Below are 17,720 nucleotides of genomic sequence, written 5' to 3'. Positions count from 1 at the left end.
AGTATTTTAGAGAAAAAATTATGACCTCTAATTGAATTTCAAGCGGATTTGAGCGAAAAAGTAAGGGTTTTTTTACTTCTCCATCGGTCTACACATTGTAGTGAAAATCCTTTATGTAGTAGATCAGATAACACAGTATTTTAACTATTGAACTACCACCGCTTGGTGGTCAGATGTATAATCATGGAAGAGATTACTTGAACATGAAATAAAACACCTGAAAATAGTAATATTAAACAATTGATTAAAGGGACAATGGGCCATAAATTAGTTTTTAGTTTTAATAAGGAGGCTAATATCTTGGATTTTTTTTGGATGGTAGCGTTATCTCAAATATTCATAATTTTATTAGTTTTATTGTTCTTTGTAGGATTATTCCGATTTGTGAATAGATTAATTTTACACACCAATAACTTTATAATAGGTATTTCGTGAATACAAGAATTAAGAACATGAACGACTTATTTAGGGGGAGAACGCTTGATTAGAAAAGAGATTCAATTAATATTAGATAGCTTGCCAGAAACAGAATTGCAAAAAATATATTGGTCAATAAAAATATTTCAAGAAAACTATTTATACAGGGAAAAATTAATTGAAAAAGCCGTAAACATCTCAGATGTATTTGATGGAGCAACAGAAATTATTGATAGATGGGATAAAACGTTTACACTAAATATTGGTGACGATATAAAAGAAAGCATTTATTACTATCAATACAAGTGGCATATTTTTAGTTATGAAATACAAGATTGTTTGAAAAAACATGAAGCAAGAAATGCTTTTAATACCGAAAATAAAGATGAATTATATGTTATGTACCAAAACTCTCCCAATGTATTTCTATACAGTAAAGCAAATGCCATAGTCGCGGAGGATTTCGATTCTCAACAAGATATATATATTTTTGATAAAAACTTTACTTGGACGTATGTGAATACCCATGAAGACATGTGTGGGCCATATTTTTATAAAGCGAAATAATTTCGACAGTAACCAGATTACTATACATTTGGGAGGGATTCAGGAAGTGGATAGAAAACCAGTATTCATTATTTTCGTCATCTTGTGCTTACTAATTAGCGTAAGTTGTAGTAATAAGAGAGAAGTTACTACAGACGACATTGACAATATTAAATTAGAATTAATAGAACAAACAGAAGAAGCAAATGGAAAAGTGTTCACATTAAAATTACATAACAAATCCAGTCATATTATAGTACAGAATATTGTATATTTAAGTTTTCCCATAAAAGTTGAAAACGGTATTAGAGGCAATGATTTTAAGATTGAAGCTAGAAATAATAAACTCAATATTAATCCAGGAGAAGAATTACTTCTCACCGTATTTGCTCCTAAGGAAATGTATGAAGGAAATCATAATATTGACTTAGAAGATCCTCATATCGAGATTAAAGGTTTCTTAAATGAAGTAACCGAAATCAATCAATTCAATATGATTGGAGGGCATCGTACTATGGACTCATAGATATAAAAGCGTTATATGCAATCACTGTAACGAGTTTCAAGGAGGAGAAATGTATATTGATCTTAGACAAACAATTCAGAGTACCATTGAACGATACATATCGCCAACCGCTGAAATTTTAAGTATTAATGATCTTGAGTTAGCCTACGGTTTATCAGCCGTTGCACTAAAGAGACATGAAATACGATTGAGAGATACTAATGATGAAAGAACTATTAATCTTATTTCAAAGCAAGCAACTCTGATTGAAAGGCGAGTGCTTTCACATCTTTTCGAACAATCAGCAAATGTACCTTTTAGTTACACACCTGATTTAATAAGTAGTAATAGAGTGTATCTTTGCATGCAAGATGTTGACTATAAGACAGATTACAGTCATTTGAATTATCATTTGCTTCAATCAAATGAACTATTGGCATTATCTCATATTCATGCGGTTAATTATCAAAAGTCGGATAAATTGAGTTGGCTCCCTTTTGCAGACCCCAATCATATTGAATATGCATTAAACGAAAAGTGGAGACCAAGTTGGGATGAGGCAAAGCTGGATGCAGATTTTATAAGTACATTTGGTCAATATATTTCTGAAGTTGAACAATCAGCAAAATATATTGTTAAAGACATCAAGGAAGTGCTTTTAGACCAAAGTTCCCATACCCTCATACATAATGATTTACATCCTGGAAATACATTAATTTATAACAATAAAGAAGTATATTTTATTGATTGGGAAGAAGCGAGATATGGGTCTTTGTACTTAGATATTTTACTTAGATTTAGAGAAGCTTCCCAAGCGGAAAATTATAGGCAATTGGTAAATTCGCGGGGGCTGAACTTATCAAAGGATATTTTTACGAGACGTTTTAATGTAGCTTCACGATATATGGGATTACGTTATATGTCATGGTTCCTGCAGGTATGGAAAGAAGAAGAGAGATGGCTGAATGAACTAAATAAGTATCTGAAGATGGCGATATCGTAGATAAGATGATGAATGTGATTCACAGTAGGGAATTTAGTATAAAGAATACACGAAATACAATGAGAATGCTCGACTCTTAGTATGATAAAATCATGATAGAAACGGAAGAAATGATTCTTTGGAAATATAGAGAAGGTCTCCGAGAATGCTGAGTTTGATTCTATTTTAAAAGAATATTTTGATGTTTTACAATCTGGTTTCATTACCCAGCCTAAGATAAGAAATGTCTAAGGCGGGGTTGTTCCGTTAATATCCACGTGAGCTACTAGGAGAAAACCTGTGAAGGACAAATAAATCACATAATGGAGTTGTATCTCATGTTGATACTAGAACGAGCAATAAAACGTGATGCATCAAAACTTGCTGAAATACAAAAGGCCAGCTTTGATGATGAATCGAAACATTTTAATAATAATGAAATCTGTGGCCCACTAGGATACGATTCCGTAAGTTGGCAAGAAGAGATGATGCATAGTTGTGAATATTTTAAAGTGCTCTATAATGGAGAAATCATTGGGGGCGCAATGATATTTATAGAAAGCAATCAAGTACATAATCTAGGGCGGATTTTTATTGATCCAAACTATCAGAATCAAGGAATCGGTAAGAAAGTAATGAAAAAAATTGAAGGAAGTTTTCCGGATAGCGTAAAATGGTGGCTGGATACTCCTAGGTGGAGTGTCAAGAATCATCACTTCTATACAAAGTGTGGATTCACCAAAGTCAGAGAAGAAGGTGACCTATATATTTTCGAGAAGACTATCTAGTTCCGTATCAGGAGTAAATAGCTGAGCTGAAGTAAATTTAATCTGAGAACTGTGAGGACATAGAGATGACGAAGAAGCTATATTACGAATCCGCTTATATACGGGAGTGGGAGACACGAATCACACGCACACTGGAGCGGGAGGACGGAACCTATCTGGTAATGGAGGAAACGGCCTTTTATCCGCATGGTGGAGGGCAGCCTTGTGACCTGGGGTGGATCGATAAAATTCCTGTTCTTGATGTCGTTCAAGAGGAAGGGGAAGTTCTGCATAAAGTTGAGCGTTTGCCTGAGAAGGAAGAGGTTAGCTGTCGTGTGGATTGGGATAGAAGATTCGACCATATGCAGCATCATAGCGGTCAGCATCTCCTGTCTGCCATGTGTCTGGAAGTATGCCAGGCGGAAACAATCAGTTTCCACCTGGGACAGGATTACGCTACGATTGATATCGCCCGATCTGACCTATCTCAGTCCCAACTGATGATGCTGGAACTGGAAGTTAATGATCAGATTTACCTTAATCGAAAGGTAACGAATTATATTGTGAACCGGGAGAAGGCTGCAACCCTGCCGCTGGTGAAGCAGCCGAAGGTAACCGACGATATCCGGATCGTAGAAACCGAAGGTATCGAGTATAACGCTTGTGGGGGTACACATGTCTCCGCAACGGGTGAGATCGGAATGATCAAACTGCTCAGAGCTGAGAAACAGAAGGGACATTTGCGTATCTATTTTAAATGCGGATATCGGGCGTTGAAAGAATTTAATGCCGGAATGGAGATTCTCGGCAGCCTATCAGCCAGGTTTAATACGGCAAAGGAAGAGATTCTAGATCGGATTGCAAAATGGGATCAAGAACAGAAGCAGCTCCAGGCTGAATTGAACGCCGTGAAAGCCGAGAATGATGCTTACCTGGCAGGAAAGCTGTTGGCAGACCGTCAAGGCAGCCTGATCCAATATGTTTTTGCGGACAAGTCGCTGAAGGATATGCAGAACCTGGCGGCCAAGATCATCGAAGAAGCTGATGTTATTGTGCTCTTCGTGTCCAACGCAGACCATAAGCTAGTCCTCGCTCAAGGAGGCGAGATCCAGCTCGCCTGCGGTACGTTCTTTAAGCAGTATCTGGCTGATTATAGCGGTAAAGGCGGAGGCAGCGACAAAATGGCACAGGCCGGTTTTGCCACCGGGGAGGATGCCATGGCGTTTTACCATTTTGCGGCGCAGTCATTAAATCAACCTGAAGAGGAATAAGTGATCTATAAGCAGATAGAGAAAGTACCCAAGCTGCTTAAGCAGCAGTTTTTGTAATGATGACGAGCATGGGCGTACATTTCATATATTCGATGTTAAAGATTGGCTCTGGCAAGCTTTAGCCCGCCTAAACACTGGCGTGAGTGTAAGCATTACTTACACTTTGGGGCTTACGCCCCTCGGTTATCAGATGTATAATCATGGAAGAAGCTCAACCAATAAACGCCTCAGCCTAAGATAAATGCTATCAAGGTTGGGGCGTTTTGTGATTACCGAACGTTAGATGGGAAGGTTCGGAAACTTTACTGGAGGGAAGTACAATTATGCATACCGTGTATCGAAGCAACTCTTACATACCTGAATTAGTTCTAACCACAAAGAAGCTTGCGAAAGAATATGGATTCACGGATTCATGCACAGATGAATTTGGACGATTATTGCGTGCGTTAGTTGGTCCAGTGAAGGGGAGTATCTTAGAAATCGGTACCGGTTTTGGGGTAAGTACGTCTTGGATAGTATCTTCCATGTCGTCAAACCACACCAACCTCATCTCGATTGATAAACAGCAGAATCAGATTAATGCTATTGCTCCGTTATTCAGTCATGCTAAAGTAGAGTTTATTGCTAGTGACTGGAAAAAAATTAAACATAAAGGCCCAATTGTTTCATTTTTGCTGATGTTAAAGATGCAAAGGAAACAAATGCTGAGGAGCTATTCAAGCTTTTGAGAGTAGGCGGAGTTTTAATTATGGATGATTTTATCCCAGAAGAGTATTGGCCGGAGGAGTGGAGAGGAAAGCCTGACTTAATACGCGAGTACTGGTTGAATCATCCTAAGCTCGCAGCAACCGAAGTGTTATTAACACCACGGGATGCCGTAATTATTGCTTCGAAGTTGTTGCCATAAGTTCGTGAGGGTTCATGAAGATCAGATAACATAGTATTTACGCATTGGATATTTAACATTAAGCAACGGTGGGATATGGATAATATAAAGTCCAAGAAAATCCGTAGTTAGAAGGAAGTGAGATGAAGTGAAATCTCCTGGCGGTTCAATATTTCCTTATTATTATAAGGGCGGTGAAATTCATTGTCTAAAGTATGGAAACAAATATAGAGATGAAGAAAAGTTTTTCGAATTGATGAAACAAGAAGAGGATTTCATAATCAAAACAAACAAGAAATTAAAAATATGGGTCGATATGTACACAACACCGGTGACAAGTAAGGTTCTTCAAGAATTAATAAATAATCTAAAGAATTTAGATAACTATATTGAGAGACTATCGTTTGTCGGGTTATCTGGAATAAACGAATGGAGGTTAAAAAGAAGTATCAAAAAAGCAGGAATTACCCTTAAAATTTCTTATTATTCTGACCCTGAAGAGGCCAAGACATGGTTAGTAAGTGAAAAATAAAATAAACGAGGGTTTGACTGTGAATTTGGAATATAAAATCAATGATAACTGTATTGTCAGCGAGGTTGAAGAAGTATTTATTCGATCAGGTATCAGGAGACCGGTAGGCGATTCAGATCGAATTCATAGGATGATAGATAATGCAGATGAGATTATAACGGTAAGAGAAGGAAGTAAACTGGTGGGATTTTTAAGGGCAATTACAGATTATTCATATTGCTGCTATATTTCAGATATTGCAGTGGATATGGACTATCAGGGATTAGGAATTGGCAAAGAACTAATAAGAGTATTGAAGGACAAATTAGGAGAAGACGAAATTCAATATGTCCTCACTTCAGCACCGAAAGCCGTAGGATTTTATGAGAGGATCGGATTTGAAAGGGCAGATAAAGCATTTGTAATAAAAAGAAAACGGAATTGAATATATGGATCAAAAATCCTCTCCGGTTCGTAATACAAGAAACTTATATGCTCCTTAATTCAGTATAATCAATAAATCATAGAATCGGGGATGTAACAATGATAACAGAACTGAATAAATCAGAGTTTTATAAAATAAGACACATTACGGATAAGTGTAAGAATATCGAGGTTAGGGCTGTGGTTAGCGGGAATAACCCGGGTGGTGTCTATGCAGATCATCCAACAGAACCCACAGCAGCATTAATTTGGATTGAAGGACAAAAAGGTTTTCAGATTGTTGGAGATGCTCGGAGTAAAACATTTTTAACAGGATTAGAAGAATACATGAGAAAGCATATAGAACCCAAACTACAGAAGCAAAATATGAATTGGGTCGAGATTGGCTTAGATCCTGATCCTTGGGATAAAACGATACAAAACATTTTTCAGCAGCGTAACATTTCGAGTGAAACTCAACATGTGTTTACATTAAGAGGGAATCCCCAATCTATTGAATTTCAAGATCAAGAGGTGAATATTCAACGGATAAGTTGTGAGTTATTGAAGTCAAGACGATTGGAAAACCATTCGTTTTTAGAAAGCAAAATATTACGGTTTTGGGATTCTACAGACTCTTTTTTAGAGCAAGGCTTCGGATACTTTGTTGAGGATAATAACTATGTGGTGAGTTTATGTTTTTCAGCATTTGTTGTGGATAAAACGCATGCAATTGATATCGAAACTCTTGAAGAGCATAAAAGAAGAAATTATGGCGCTGCAGTAGCTCAAGCATTTGTTCAGGAATGCCTACAACAAGGAATTCAGCCATACTGGGACTGTACTCCGGAAAATACAGGGTCTATTCGACTTGCAAAGAAAATTGGAATGTCCCCTGATTTTGACTACCAAATATCCTATTATGGTTTATCCTAATGGCATTTTAGAGAAACATCTCAGTTGATGAAAGGGTCTAAAGTTAATTTAGAGGAAGTGAGTAGTTTGGAATACCAGGTACCTAAACAATGTATTTCTGTTTCAGCACTGGTCACTAATGATCGTGGTGAGGTATTGTTGCTTAGAACACATTGGCGTTCAGATACATGGGAAATGCCAGGTGGCAATGTTGAATTAGGGGAACCCCTTGATAAAGCAATTTGCAGAGAGTTTCTTGAGGAGACGGGCATCGTTATTAAGCCAATTGGTATAACCGGTGTTTATATGAATACAACAAAACAAGTTTTGTCTATATGTTTTAGAGCTCAATATATAAGCGGAGAAATTAAAATACAAGAAGACGAGATACTCGAAGCTAGATACATAAAAATTGATCAATCTAATATCGAGGAATACATAACGAGACCGCAGCAAAGATCTAGATTATTAGATGCGATGAATGCAGCATGTTTTGTGCCCTTTGAAGCTTGGGAAGCAAACCCCAATTATATGTTGTTACATAGATTGGAAGGAGGTTGGAAACCAGGTAAACCGGATCTTTAGGCCGAATCTATGAAACTTCCAAGAGATAGTAGGATGATAACAAAGGAGACGTTATGGAAATCGAACTTATTCCTGTTACAGTTCAAGAGAAAGAAAGATTATCAAACATGTATCAATTTTATCATTATGATTTTAGTCGATATACTAATGAGGATTTAAATGATGATGGAACATACGGGGTGAGCATTGATTTCTATTGGGAAGATGACCCTAGATGGAACCCGTTTTTCATAGTATCGTCAGGAGCAATTGTAGGATTCTTGGTTGTGCTTTTTGAAAACTTAGACACGGATCCAGACCCAACGCATGTAATTTATGATTTTATGATTTTGAAGAAATATAGAAGAAACGGGATCGGTCGCACCGCAGCTAAGCAGGCATTTGGGTTATTCAAAGCAAATTGGAAAGTAGCTCAGATGGAGAGTAATATATCTGCCATATCTTTTTGGAGAAAAGTAATCAGTGAATTTTCCAAGAATAATTACACGGAGAGATATAAGGAAGATTCAAAGAAATACATTCAAGAATTCAGTACAAAAAAGTAACATCAGATAGTGTGTGGAGTTATTTGAAAGGTAAAGTGATTTTAATGAATTCTGGGGTGTTTCAATGATAATAAGACTTGCGACTAAGGAAGATATGGATCAACTCATTCAAATGAGATGGGATTTTACACTTGAGGACGATCTAGATGGAAAATTACAAAATGAAACCTATAGCGACTTTTACGAGGAGTGTTATGAATTTTTATTAGGTGCTTTTCAAAGTGATATTTGGGAAATATGGGTTGCTGAAGAAGACGGGATGGTCGTGTCCAACATCTATATTGAACTCATTCACAAGGTACCGAGACCAGGAAGAATCACACATCCATTTGCATATATGACGAATGTATATACGAAACCTGATTATCGAGGTAAAGGAGTAGGAAGTAAATTAATATCAAAAATCAACGAATGGGCAAAAGAGAACAAATATGAATTTATTATAGTATGGCCTAGTGATGGAGGGGTTAATTTTTACAAAAAGAATGGATACCAGCACTGCAATGAACCAATGCAAAACATGCTTTGTGAGTAAAACAGCCGGTATGAGTTCTAGAAAGACGAAGCGTGGAGGTAATCAATTCAACGAAAGAGAGTGAGCCCTATGAAAGTAGTCGAGCTCCATGAATTGAAGTTAGTCGGAATAAGAGTGGTATGTTCAGGTGACCAGTATGTCAATGAGATCCCCAAGGCTTCTGTTAAACTTAAAGAAAGATTGCATGAGATTCATGACGTTGTAACACCGGCAAGACTTGTCGGTGCCTGAGATCCTGGCATCTGGAGATTTCGGATGAATGGGGACAAGGGAAAGTGGATGATATTGAAGCAGACTTGTATGACACCATTAAATAGATTTATAGTTTGAGAAAGACGGTGTTCCATTCCAACGGAATAAATTGCGCCATCTGGCACTTGCTGTTATAATTTTGCGTATGATATGTGATTGGGGGTTATACTGATGGCAATACCGAATTGCTCATTAGCTAGGAAGTCCTCATGCAAAGCCTGATCTGGGGCGATACTTTGCGTGGGGTGCGATAGATGAATTCGATCGCCCAACCTTAACTTTATCGTTTCTAATAACAGGCTTTGCACCTTCATTTTTAATAAAAATAAGGGGCTGAAAGCTATGAGTACACCATTTATTAGAAACAACCAGTTTAATGTGATTAAAAAACAATCGGAGTTCCTTCTGAAAACATTGCGAACGGTCGCGGATCGAAAGGTTTTGGAAACGGTTAGATATCGTGCCGTAACGAACGCTATGGAAGCATTTCCGTCTTTGACAGAGGATCAGAAGCGGATGCTGGACGAAATATCAACCATCGAGAGGGCCGAGGATTTCCAGAAATATCTTAACGCATTAGAACCCTATCTGGAGCCTTATCCGACGATTACGCTGAAACAGATTCAGAAGCTATTTCCTAAAAATAAGAAACTGAAAGTTCCGGATCTGCAATCGATCGATTTTCGATATGTAACGTATTTAGGCTGGGTGGACATTGCCACTAACAAGTTATTTATCGTATATCCGTTCGAAGGAAGATTCATCGGGATCGAGGGAAGAATTACCCCGACCAACAAGAAAGGGTACTGTCTGTTCTGCAACCGGCATCAAGAGCTTGCCTTGTTCTCGGTCAAGACCAAGCCAGCCGTCGCTTCACCAGATAATCTTTCTTTCATTGGCCAATACGTATGTTTGGATAGCCGAGCATGTAATCACAGTATTACCGATACAGGGGCACTTGAGAAGTTCCTTCTCTCCGCCAGCAAGTAAACACAGTAACTAGAATAGGCTGCCTTTAGGGGCAGCCTATTTTGTACTATGTTCCCGTTTGAAGGACATAAAAAGCCATGAAAGGACGTTCAACATATGAACCATGTAAGATTAGTTAAGCCTCAGCCAGAGCTTGAAGAAGAATATTTATCATTTTATCAAGAATGGAAAGAATCCGGTGAGAATATGATCCCCTGGGTCATAAGTAAGGATCCAAGTGATTTTCAGGGAATGTTGAAGGAACTCTCTAATCAAGAGAAGGGTATTGGTGTAAAGGAAGGCTGGGTCTCCGATTCAACCTTTTGGTTGGTCGATCATCATCATAGAGTATTAGGTGCGGCTAATATTAGACATCAATTAACCGAACATTTATATAATGCTGGCGGGCATATTGGTTATGGAATCCGCCCGTTGGAAAGATTGAAAGGCTATGCGACTAAACTATTGGAATTGTCCTTGATTGAAGCTAAGAAACTGGGGATAAACGATGTATTAGTTGTCTGTGATGCCGATAATGTGGGATCGGAAAGAACCATTATCAAGAACGGTGGGAAGACGGATACAGATTACATAGAGGAAGATGGAAACGTAATTAGAAGATATTGGATTGAGAATAGGTGACATTAGCTATCAAGATTAGTTTCTACAAGAAGACAGGATATACTATCGGGGCTCAGTTTTTTCATTTGTTTAAGGCTGAGCCCCGCCATGTATCTAACGCTTTTACTCTAGGGAAGAAAACACGATATAGTGAAGGACTCAAGATTGTCCGTATCTTATATCGTGATCTTTTTTGGGAGCCTTAGTCAAGAATGCGATGCAAGTGACCAAAATAACAGCTAGTGCGATCCACTGCGAAGTAGCGAGGGCACCGAACTGTCCTCGGATGATATCGCCTCTGAAAAATTCGATAATAAATCTCCCTGAACTATAAAAAATGAGATATAGACCTGCTATTAGGCCGTTAGGTCTTTTTCTTCTTGCAATGTAGATTAATATAAAAAAAATGGAAAAGCTGAGTAAGCTCTCTAATATTTGTGTAGGAATGAGTTTGACATCATTCGGGGCAAGCTCGGATTCGTGAAACGTAATTCCAAACCAACCATCCGTTTCTTCACCATAACAGCAGCCGGCCAGAAGGCAGCCAATTCTTCCAAAGCCTTGCGCTAATGCAAGGGAGGGTACAAAAAGGTCAAGGTATTTTAGAAAGTTTATCCTTTTCTTCTTACAATAGACATAACCAACCCCAATTCCCCCGATAATTCCACCGTATACAACAAATCCTTCCGAAAAATTCAGAACCAATGAAGGATCATGGATGATATTATTTATTTGGGTTATCCAAAACAAAAGCTTAGCCCCGACCAATCCGCCTAATAAGCTCCAGAAAGTCAGAGAGGAAACATGAGAAAGTTCCAGTTGCCTAGATGCGGTTCTATTAACAACGATCTTGTAAGCGATAAGGATTCCGATTGCGATCATCAATCCATATCCATAAATGGTCACAGGTCCGATACGAATGAGTTCATTGTGCATATGTTCATACCCCCCTCATAGATTCCCGGATAAAAATATTCTGTTTTATGCTCGGCGTGATCAAACTACATGATGTAGTATAATAGTTCAAAAAAAGGGATTACGAATCCCCGGTCAACATAAAGAGTAGCAAAATGGAGCAGGATCTCAGAAAAGGCTTCAGCAGGGCTAGCGGAACATTCACCCCTCTGTCAGGCTCAAGAACCTGCATGACCCGGTATTGCAATGTCGTATCCGTGAAATGAACGGCAGCCTCATAACGCCGAAGCTTACCAAGTTGGGCTAATTTTAATAAGACACTGCCTAAATACAGCTCCGTGCCCATCTTCCGGATGGCGAATCGGTCAGCAAACAGCTCTTGCCACGTCTGATAGTACCGAAGAATCGGTTTAACGATTGGTAAATAACCAAAGGCGTCTGCCAGCAGGGTCGAAAAGAACGATTTTAAACCATCATGATTGCGACAGTGATATCGTTCATGCAGTAAAATTGCCTTTACTTCCTTGTCATTAAACATCTCTAAAACCGTAGTGGACACGACAATTTTCGGTCGCAGAAGACCAATTGTCAGAGCTACAAAGGCATTGTCCTGTACAACGATGATTTCCGTTCCCCAGCCGCGGTACTTGTAATTCAGGCGCATGGTTAATTTATCGTGCCTGTTGGCACGGAAGTGCTTTAACCATTTATGCGATAAAACCAATTGCCGGGTACTTCGCCAAATGAGCTGAACAATTGTATATACAATGACAATGTCGATTAAGGCGTAATTCAGAACGGAACCTTGAAATATTCCGCTTCGGACCTGGTAGGTAATGAACATTCCCATATGTACGATGACAACAGAAACGAATACGATCATCAGTGCATAGGTACATCTTAGCCGTGTGGTGGGATTCATTGCTTTTTCCCGTGTCTGATATCGTTTAATTTACGCTCCAGCTTTGCGATCACCTCGGGATCGACATCATCCAGCGCATCGATCATATGGTTCACGACCAAGCTCCCATACTCTTGAATGAGTCCCTGCGACACTTCCTTTGTCTGTTCGGTGAGAAATTGCTCCCTTGACTGCAGCGGACCGAACTTGGCTGCCCGTGTCCGGCCGGTTCCCGTCATCGTCTTTGTCAGCAGGCCTTTATCCAGAAGACGATTCATGACGGTCATCACCGTATTGATCGAGATCGGACTCTCCTGATTCAGGATCGACTGGACTTCCTTGATACTAAGCGCTTCCGAAGACCAGAGAATATCCATAATTCGAGACTCCAGTGGTCCAAAAAATCGATTCAGGCCTTCACCATCGATATTCATTTTTTTAATCTTCATTCCTATTCCACCTCATACTACATATCGTAGTATGGTTGTGGATAAAAGTCAACTTCCTTCAGCCAGTGCCTAGCCTGGGGGACCATGGAGTGTCCCGGTACATGCGAAGCGTCAGTGGCAAAAGGTTTTTTGCCGTGCAGTCGAGAATGAAGAATATAGCAATTGAATTATAAATCAAGAATAAACGGATTATTCGGGAGGAAGATAGCGTGAGCGAAAGATTTGAGTTAAAACACGTAGGAATAGAAGATCCTTCAGAGGAAACCGGCATGTCTGGGTTTGGGTATCTTGCGTTGTTCGAATGTGAAGTTGAATATCGTTTTAGCACGGAAGACATGAGTGTGGAAGAAGCGGAAATTTACATACAAGATCTGTTGAATCAGCTGCCGGATGAAACCATAAACGAAATATGCAAGAAAGTATGCGCGTGGAAAAATCTCAAAATGGCTAGCGATACGGCTGATTATTCTCCCGGCTTAGAGGGAGTGTATGGAGAGGATATTTTGAAGTTTATGTCCGTAGGGGAAGTTGACCTTTATCGAAATCCTTATGATCGAAACGATAATACATTCGGAGCAATCTTGGGTGGAGGTACAGCGTGGGACTCCGAAAATGGTATGGAAATTCTGATACGGGGCAGTAAGGTTCTTGAGGTGCGCGAGTATTTAGGCTACGGCGCATATGCTATTTGGAGCGAAACCGACGAAATTGAGTGAGAAAGCGATATGAATCGGGCAATCAGTGATGTTTAAATCGTCCGGGACATCCTGGTACTATCCAACGCAAAAAAATGAATAAGGAAAGGAGCATAACTAATTGCTAGAGCTCTCAAGACAAGCTGTTTTCATTGACAGGGACGGAACACTTGGAGGAACCGATCGGGTTGTTTTGCCCAGTGAATTTGAGCTATTTCCACAAGTACAGGATTCGATTCGTTCACTCAGAGCCGCAGGCATGCTTGTTTGTTCATTTACGAATCAACCTGGAATTGCTCGTGGCGAAGTAACACAGGACGAATTCGAATCGGAATTATTAGCCTTTGGTTTTGATAAGATCTATCTTTGTGCTCATGAGCATGGAGCGGGTTGTCCGTGTAGAAAGCCATCCGCAGGGATGCTGATGAAAGCCGCGGAAGAAAATAATTTGGACTTAGGGGAGTGCTTTGTCATAGGGGATAGATGGACGGATATGGTTGCTGCCAAAGAAGCCGGTTGCAAGAAAGTGCTAGTGAAGACGGGAGCTGGCCCCAAGGAACTAGAAAAATATAATAACAACGAGTATTTCGGCAAATGGAAAGAAGCGTATCCTGATTTTATCGCGACAGACTTTAATGAAGCCGTTACATGGATATTAGGGGGCGGCTAGAAAAGGATGGTTCTCCATGGATTTGAGTGAAAGAAAACGGTGGAATGAAAATCACAAAAAGCTAACCCGGATAATTCTGGATCCGGCCAAGCATCAGCGTGCGGTTGACCTATTCTTGCAGCAGCATCGCTTGTTACATTCATCAAGAATGAGCCATTCACCCATTGCGACCCTTGAGGATGAGTTAGTTAAAGATCTACAAGAGGAAACATATCGTCAATATCCAGTTACGGCTCCTGATACAAAAAACTCCATAATATGGCATATGTGGCATATCACGCGTATTGAAGACATGACGATGAGCGTGCTCGTAAATAACGATGTCCAAGTATTGCATTCAGGTCAATGGAACAAGAAACTTCACATTGATGATGTTCATTCTGGAAATGAAATGACGGAAGCAGAAATCGCTAATTTGAGTGCGGCTCTTGATATTGGTTCTTTATTAGCTTATCGGATTGAAGTTGGGCGAAACACTCGTGAAGTCATATCCCGTTTATTGCCAGGCGACTTTAAGCAAAAAGTTGAAGCGGCAAGAATTCATGAACTTAAAGTACAGCATGCGGTTAAGGAAGAAGCATCGTGGTTGCTTGAATACTGGGGAAACAAAACGATTGCGGGATTAGTGCTCATGCCGGCGACAAGGCATATTTTTCTGCACTTGAATAAATCGATACGGCTGAAACAAAGAATTCAAAAGTCCAAATAGTGAGGCTGGGATGCTATTTGTATTTACAAGGGAGGTTGTGCTAGGATGTTGTACGATTTGCCAGGCGAAGAGAGTATGTCAACGATCGTGGGAATGTTATATAGCGCTGTCAGAGAGAACAGCCAACGGCTAAAGTCCATATCAGAGGGCATGGCCCAAGAGGAAATAGACTTCAAGGGACCTTGTGACAATTTCAATAGTGCCGCTCAGTTAATGAAACATATCATGTACGTCGACCTGAACTGGATTTATAGGATTAAAGGGGAGGCGCTTCCCCAGTCATTCATAGATGAATACGGCCCCATGATCGATGGACATAACAGGCTGCCAATGGTCAAAGGGATGCCTTTGGACATGCTTATATCTAAATATGAAGTTGTATTAAATATGTTGAAGGAAACATGCACGCAATTAACGGATGCTGATCTGGATAGCATTGTCACCTTTGGTCACGAAAATGAAAAGCAAGCCACCATCCGGTGGGGATTATGGCATATGGCCGACCATAACCGTTATCATCAAGCCCATATTAATCAGCTTAGAAAGTGGTACTCTGAGCAAAAGAGAGACATGGATCATGAATAAAAGAATGGGAAAACCATTTCCTTGTTTATCTTTCTGAGACAATTCACCGTATCTACGCTGCAGCGTTCGTCCCTTGGTCTGCCCGAGGCATTTTATTTTATTTGAGTTTCATTCGGTCAATCATTTTTTTAAGGTTTATATCGCCAAACGCGTCGTTTGTGCTATAATGATGTCGAATGGGCAACTATTCGCGTCATGTACAATAGAAAAAGTTATAGGTAATGGAAGTTTGGTGCAAATCCAACACGGTCCCGCCACTGTGATAGACCGAATGATCGGTCTTAAGTCAGGTCTTTTGCCTAATAACTTTGGAGAGACCAGTCATTTCGAGGCGAAAATGGCTGGTTTACAAGTCTAGTGACGTTTCCCGCCTCGCTAGGCTTTTTTTAATTGCAGCAGAGGCTGCCGACGATGTTGTCGGCCACAGCCGGGTGTTCGCCGCCGAATATATACAATGAGGTATAGCTCGCAAACGGGGAGATTCTCCAAGGACGAAGAAGCACGTGCACTATGGGGTGCATATCCCTTTTTTTTATTGATAGAGGCTGTTCCCAAAGTCCGCTTTTGATGACCGACCTTTTTGAACAGGCACTTAAATTCGTGCAGTTAATGTGTCTGATCTAAGGACAAGTTCCGGAAGCGGTTGACGAAGATCGGAATGACGGTGTACAGTATATATGCAAAACTAAATGATAAGAAGCTGCACAATGGCGTGCATACATGATAACAAGCAAAGAGGCTTTTGAAGGGGATTTCCCTTTGAATGGCCTCTTTTTTTGTTGCAATTACTTCTTGGAGGTGCTTTACATGGATAAACTTTCGATTAAAGCCGACCTCTATATGGGTCAAGGCGCGATGGATCGTCTAACAGAGTGGCAAAACAAACGTATGTTCATCGTCACAGATCCATTTATGGTAAAGTCGGGCATGATTAACATGGTGTTTGATCGCCTGCACAGCAGTAACGAGCAATATGTTTTCAGCAATATCGTGCCTGATCCGCCGATTGAAGTCGTCACGGAAGGTGTCGAGGCGCTCTGTGCGTTCAACACCGATCTAATCATTGCCATTGGCGGCGGTTCTGCCATTGATGCCGCTAAAGCGATGAAGCTGTTTACGAAAAAGCTGCTTGACCAGCGAGATATCCCGTTCATTGCAATCCCGACGACAAGCGGGACGGGTTCTGAAGTTACGTCATTCTCCGTTATCAGCGACAAAGAAAAAAACATCAAATATCCGCTTGTATCCGATGACATGCTGCCGCAAGAAGCGATTCTCGATCCTGAGCTCGTCAAAAGCGTGCCGGACTTCATTACGGCCGATACCGGACTGGATGTTTTGACGCATGCCATTGAAGCCTATGTATCCACCAAATCCAATGATATCTCCGATGCGCTGGCGGAGAAGGCGATGAAGCTGGTCTTTGCTTATTTGCCGCGAGCTTATAAGGACGGAAATGATCTTGAGGCGCGTGAAAAAATGCATAATGCATCCTGCATCGCGGGGATGGCGTTTAATATTGCGTCGCTGGGATTGAATCATGGGATCGCGCATGTGGCGGGAGCCAAATTCAAAATTGCCCACGGACGCATGAATGCGATTCTTCTTCCGCATGTCATCGAATTTAATGCCGATTACAAGCCGGGTTACGGCAAGGAAGAAAGCAATAGAGCGGCGGTTCGGTATGCCGAAATTTCCAAAAGCTTGGGGTTATCCGCACCAAATGCCAAGAGCGGCGTCCGTAGTCTCGTACAGGCAATCAAACTGCTGCAGAAGCAATTGAATATGCCGCAAACGCTGCGTGAATGCGGTGTGGATCAATCGCTGTTTGGAGAGATGAGAGAGTCGATCGCCGAAGGCGCGCTGAAAGACGGATGCACGGCAACAAATCCACGCGTTCCTACGGCAGAGGACGTGCTTCAAATTTTGAACAAAATGTTTCAATTCTAAGATCGAGTCGAAATTTGACGGATTTCGTATTGACATCGCTTGCAATATTCAAATATAGTGAAAGTAACACAATGGCGTGTTGCATACAAATCAAAGCAAAGTGGCTTCTTAAAAAT

Annotated in this window: 23 protein-coding genes and 1 riboswitch; of the genes, 20 read left to right on the top strand and 3 right to left on the bottom strand. The window is 40.4% G+C overall.

Annotation, left to right across the window (positions count from 1 at the left end; all coding sequences use genetic code 11):
* The first annotated feature begins 480 nt into the window (after positions 1-480).
* The 15 genes from ACOZB4_RS04965 (at position 481) to ACOZB4_RS04895 (ending at position 10,751) form a co-directional block, all read left to right on the top strand.
* Positions 481-984 (top strand): DUF4275 family protein, encoded by a 504-nt coding sequence (locus ACOZB4_RS04965; protein WP_379407057.1) that lies wholly within the window; start codon positions 481-483, stop codon positions 982-984.
* 46 nt (positions 985-1,030) lie between these two features.
* Complete coding sequence (locus tag ACOZB4_RS04960) at positions 1,031-1,489, top strand: hypothetical protein (protein WP_379407058.1); 459 nt, start codon at positions 1,031-1,033, stop codon at positions 1,487-1,489.
* A 49-nt stretch (positions 1,490-1,538) separates the two neighbouring features.
* Positions 1,539-2,471 (top strand): phosphotransferase, encoded by a 933-nt coding sequence (locus tag ACOZB4_RS04955; RefSeq protein ID WP_379407059.1) that lies wholly within the window; start codon positions 1,539-1,541, stop codon positions 2,469-2,471.
* A gap of 317 nt (positions 2,472-2,788) precedes the next feature.
* Positions 2,789-3,238 (top strand): GNAT family N-acetyltransferase, encoded by a 450-nt coding sequence (locus ACOZB4_RS04950; RefSeq protein ID WP_379407060.1) that lies wholly within the window; start codon positions 2,789-2,791, stop codon positions 3,236-3,238.
* Positions 3,239-3,303: 65 nt separating this feature from the next.
* Complete coding sequence (locus ACOZB4_RS04945; RefSeq protein WP_379407061.1) at positions 3,304-4,488, top strand: alanyl-tRNA editing protein; 1,185 nt, start codon at positions 3,304-3,306, stop codon at positions 4,486-4,488.
* A 323-nt stretch (positions 4,489-4,811) separates the two neighbouring features.
* Positions 4,812-5,216 (top strand): hypothetical protein, encoded by a 405-nt coding sequence (locus tag ACOZB4_RS04940; RefSeq protein WP_379407062.1) that lies wholly within the window; start codon positions 4,812-4,814, stop codon positions 5,214-5,216.
* A 20-nt stretch (positions 5,217-5,236) separates the two neighbouring features.
* Positions 5,237-5,395 carry a hypothetical protein gene (locus ACOZB4_RS04935; protein ID WP_422759492.1) on the top strand — a complete coding sequence of 53 codons (159 nt, stop codon included), beginning with the start codon at positions 5,237-5,239 and terminating at the stop codon, positions 5,393-5,395.
* Positions 5,396-5,522: 127 nt separating this feature from the next.
* Positions 5,523-5,906: a hypothetical protein gene (locus tag ACOZB4_RS04930; RefSeq protein ID WP_379407063.1), complete on the top strand. Its 384-nt coding sequence runs from the start codon at positions 5,523-5,525 to the stop codon at positions 5,904-5,906.
* Positions 5,896-6,330, top strand: a complete 435-nt coding sequence (locus ACOZB4_RS04925; protein ID WP_422759491.1) for a GNAT family N-acetyltransferase — start codon at positions 5,896-5,898, stop codon at positions 6,328-6,330. Before ACOZB4_RS04930 ends, ACOZB4_RS04925 begins: the two co-directional genes overlap by 11 nt.
* Before the next feature lie 98 nt (positions 6,331-6,428).
* Complete coding sequence (locus ACOZB4_RS04920) at positions 6,429-7,244, top strand: GNAT family N-acetyltransferase (RefSeq protein ID WP_379407065.1); 816 nt, start codon at positions 6,429-6,431, stop codon at positions 7,242-7,244.
* Positions 7,245-7,271: 27 nt separating this feature from the next.
* Positions 7,272-7,808: an NUDIX hydrolase gene (locus ACOZB4_RS04915; protein WP_379407066.1), complete on the top strand. Its 537-nt coding sequence runs from the start codon at positions 7,272-7,274 to the stop codon at positions 7,806-7,808.
* A gap of 53 nt (positions 7,809-7,861) precedes the next feature.
* Positions 7,862-8,353, top strand: coding sequence for a GNAT family N-acetyltransferase (locus ACOZB4_RS04910; RefSeq protein WP_379407067.1), 492 nt, complete (start codon positions 7,862-7,864; stop codon positions 8,351-8,353).
* A gap of 64 nt (positions 8,354-8,417) precedes the next feature.
* Complete coding sequence (locus tag ACOZB4_RS04905; protein WP_379407068.1) at positions 8,418-8,888, top strand: GNAT family N-acetyltransferase; 471 nt, start codon at positions 8,418-8,420, stop codon at positions 8,886-8,888.
* A gap of 594 nt (positions 8,889-9,482) precedes the next feature.
* On the top strand, positions 9,483-10,130 hold the full coding sequence (locus tag ACOZB4_RS04900) for a FusB/FusC family EF-G-binding protein (RefSeq protein WP_379407069.1): 648 nt from the start codon (positions 9,483-9,485) through the stop codon (positions 10,128-10,130).
* 96 nt (positions 10,131-10,226) lie between these two features.
* Positions 10,227-10,751, top strand: a complete 525-nt coding sequence (locus ACOZB4_RS04895) for a GNAT family N-acetyltransferase (RefSeq protein ID WP_379407070.1) — start codon at positions 10,227-10,229, stop codon at positions 10,749-10,751.
* 138 nt (positions 10,752-10,889) lie between these two features.
* Here ACOZB4_RS04895 and ACOZB4_RS04890 read toward each other — a convergent pair whose 3' ends face one another.
* The 3 genes from ACOZB4_RS04890 to ACOZB4_RS04880 all read right to left on the bottom strand — a co-directional run bounded on the left by ACOZB4_RS04890 (position 10,890) and on the right by ACOZB4_RS04880 (position 12,995).
* Positions 10,890-11,666, bottom strand: coding sequence for a prolipoprotein diacylglyceryl transferase (locus ACOZB4_RS04890; protein ID WP_379407071.1), 777 nt, complete (start codon positions 11,664-11,666; stop codon positions 10,890-10,892).
* 100 nt (positions 11,667-11,766) lie between these two features.
* Positions 11,767-12,528, bottom strand: coding sequence for a M56 family metallopeptidase (locus ACOZB4_RS04885; RefSeq protein WP_422759490.1), 762 nt, complete (start codon positions 12,526-12,528; stop codon positions 11,767-11,769).
* Positions 12,529-12,563: 35 nt separating this feature from the next.
* Positions 12,564-12,995, bottom strand: coding sequence for a BlaI/MecI/CopY family transcriptional regulator (locus tag ACOZB4_RS04880; RefSeq protein ID WP_379407073.1), 432 nt, complete (start codon positions 12,993-12,995; stop codon positions 12,564-12,566).
* Positions 12,996-13,204: 209 nt separating this feature from the next.
* Between ACOZB4_RS04880 and ACOZB4_RS04875 the strand changes: the two genes are divergently transcribed.
* The 5 genes from ACOZB4_RS04875 (at position 13,205) to ACOZB4_RS04855 (ending at position 17,604) form a co-directional block, all read left to right on the top strand.
* Positions 13,205-13,711, top strand: a complete 507-nt coding sequence (locus tag ACOZB4_RS04875; RefSeq protein WP_379407074.1) for a DUF6985 domain-containing protein — start codon at positions 13,205-13,207, stop codon at positions 13,709-13,711.
* Between the two features lie 100 nt (positions 13,712-13,811).
* Positions 13,812-14,360: an HAD-IIIA family hydrolase gene (locus ACOZB4_RS04870; RefSeq protein ID WP_379407075.1), complete on the top strand. Its 549-nt coding sequence runs from the start codon at positions 13,812-13,814 to the stop codon at positions 14,358-14,360.
* A gap of 16 nt (positions 14,361-14,376) precedes the next feature.
* Positions 14,377-15,069, top strand: a complete 693-nt coding sequence (locus ACOZB4_RS04865; protein WP_379407076.1) for a DinB family protein — start codon at positions 14,377-14,379, stop codon at positions 15,067-15,069.
* 45 nt (positions 15,070-15,114) lie between these two features.
* A complete protein-coding gene (locus ACOZB4_RS04860) occupies positions 15,115-15,654 on the top strand; it encodes a DinB family protein (protein WP_379407077.1) in 540 nt (179 codons plus the stop codon).
* Between the two features lie 197 nt (positions 15,655-15,851).
* Positions 15,852-16,005: riboswitch (adenosylcobalamin (AdoCbl) riboswitch) on the top strand.
* Positions 16,006-16,461: 456 nt separating this feature from the next.
* Positions 16,462-17,604 (top strand): 1-propanol dehydrogenase PduQ, encoded by a 1,143-nt coding sequence (locus ACOZB4_RS04855; protein ID WP_076325818.1) that lies wholly within the window; start codon positions 16,462-16,464, stop codon positions 17,602-17,604.
* Positions 17,605-17,720 lie beyond the last annotated feature (116 nt).

The organism is Paenibacillus sp. NPDC058898, assembly GCF_049316025.1.
In the GTDB taxonomy this organism is placed as follows: Bacteria; Bacillota; Bacilli; order Paenibacillales; family Paenibacillaceae; genus Paenibacillus_AQ.
This window is presented reverse-complemented; position numbering and strand designations above follow the sequence as displayed.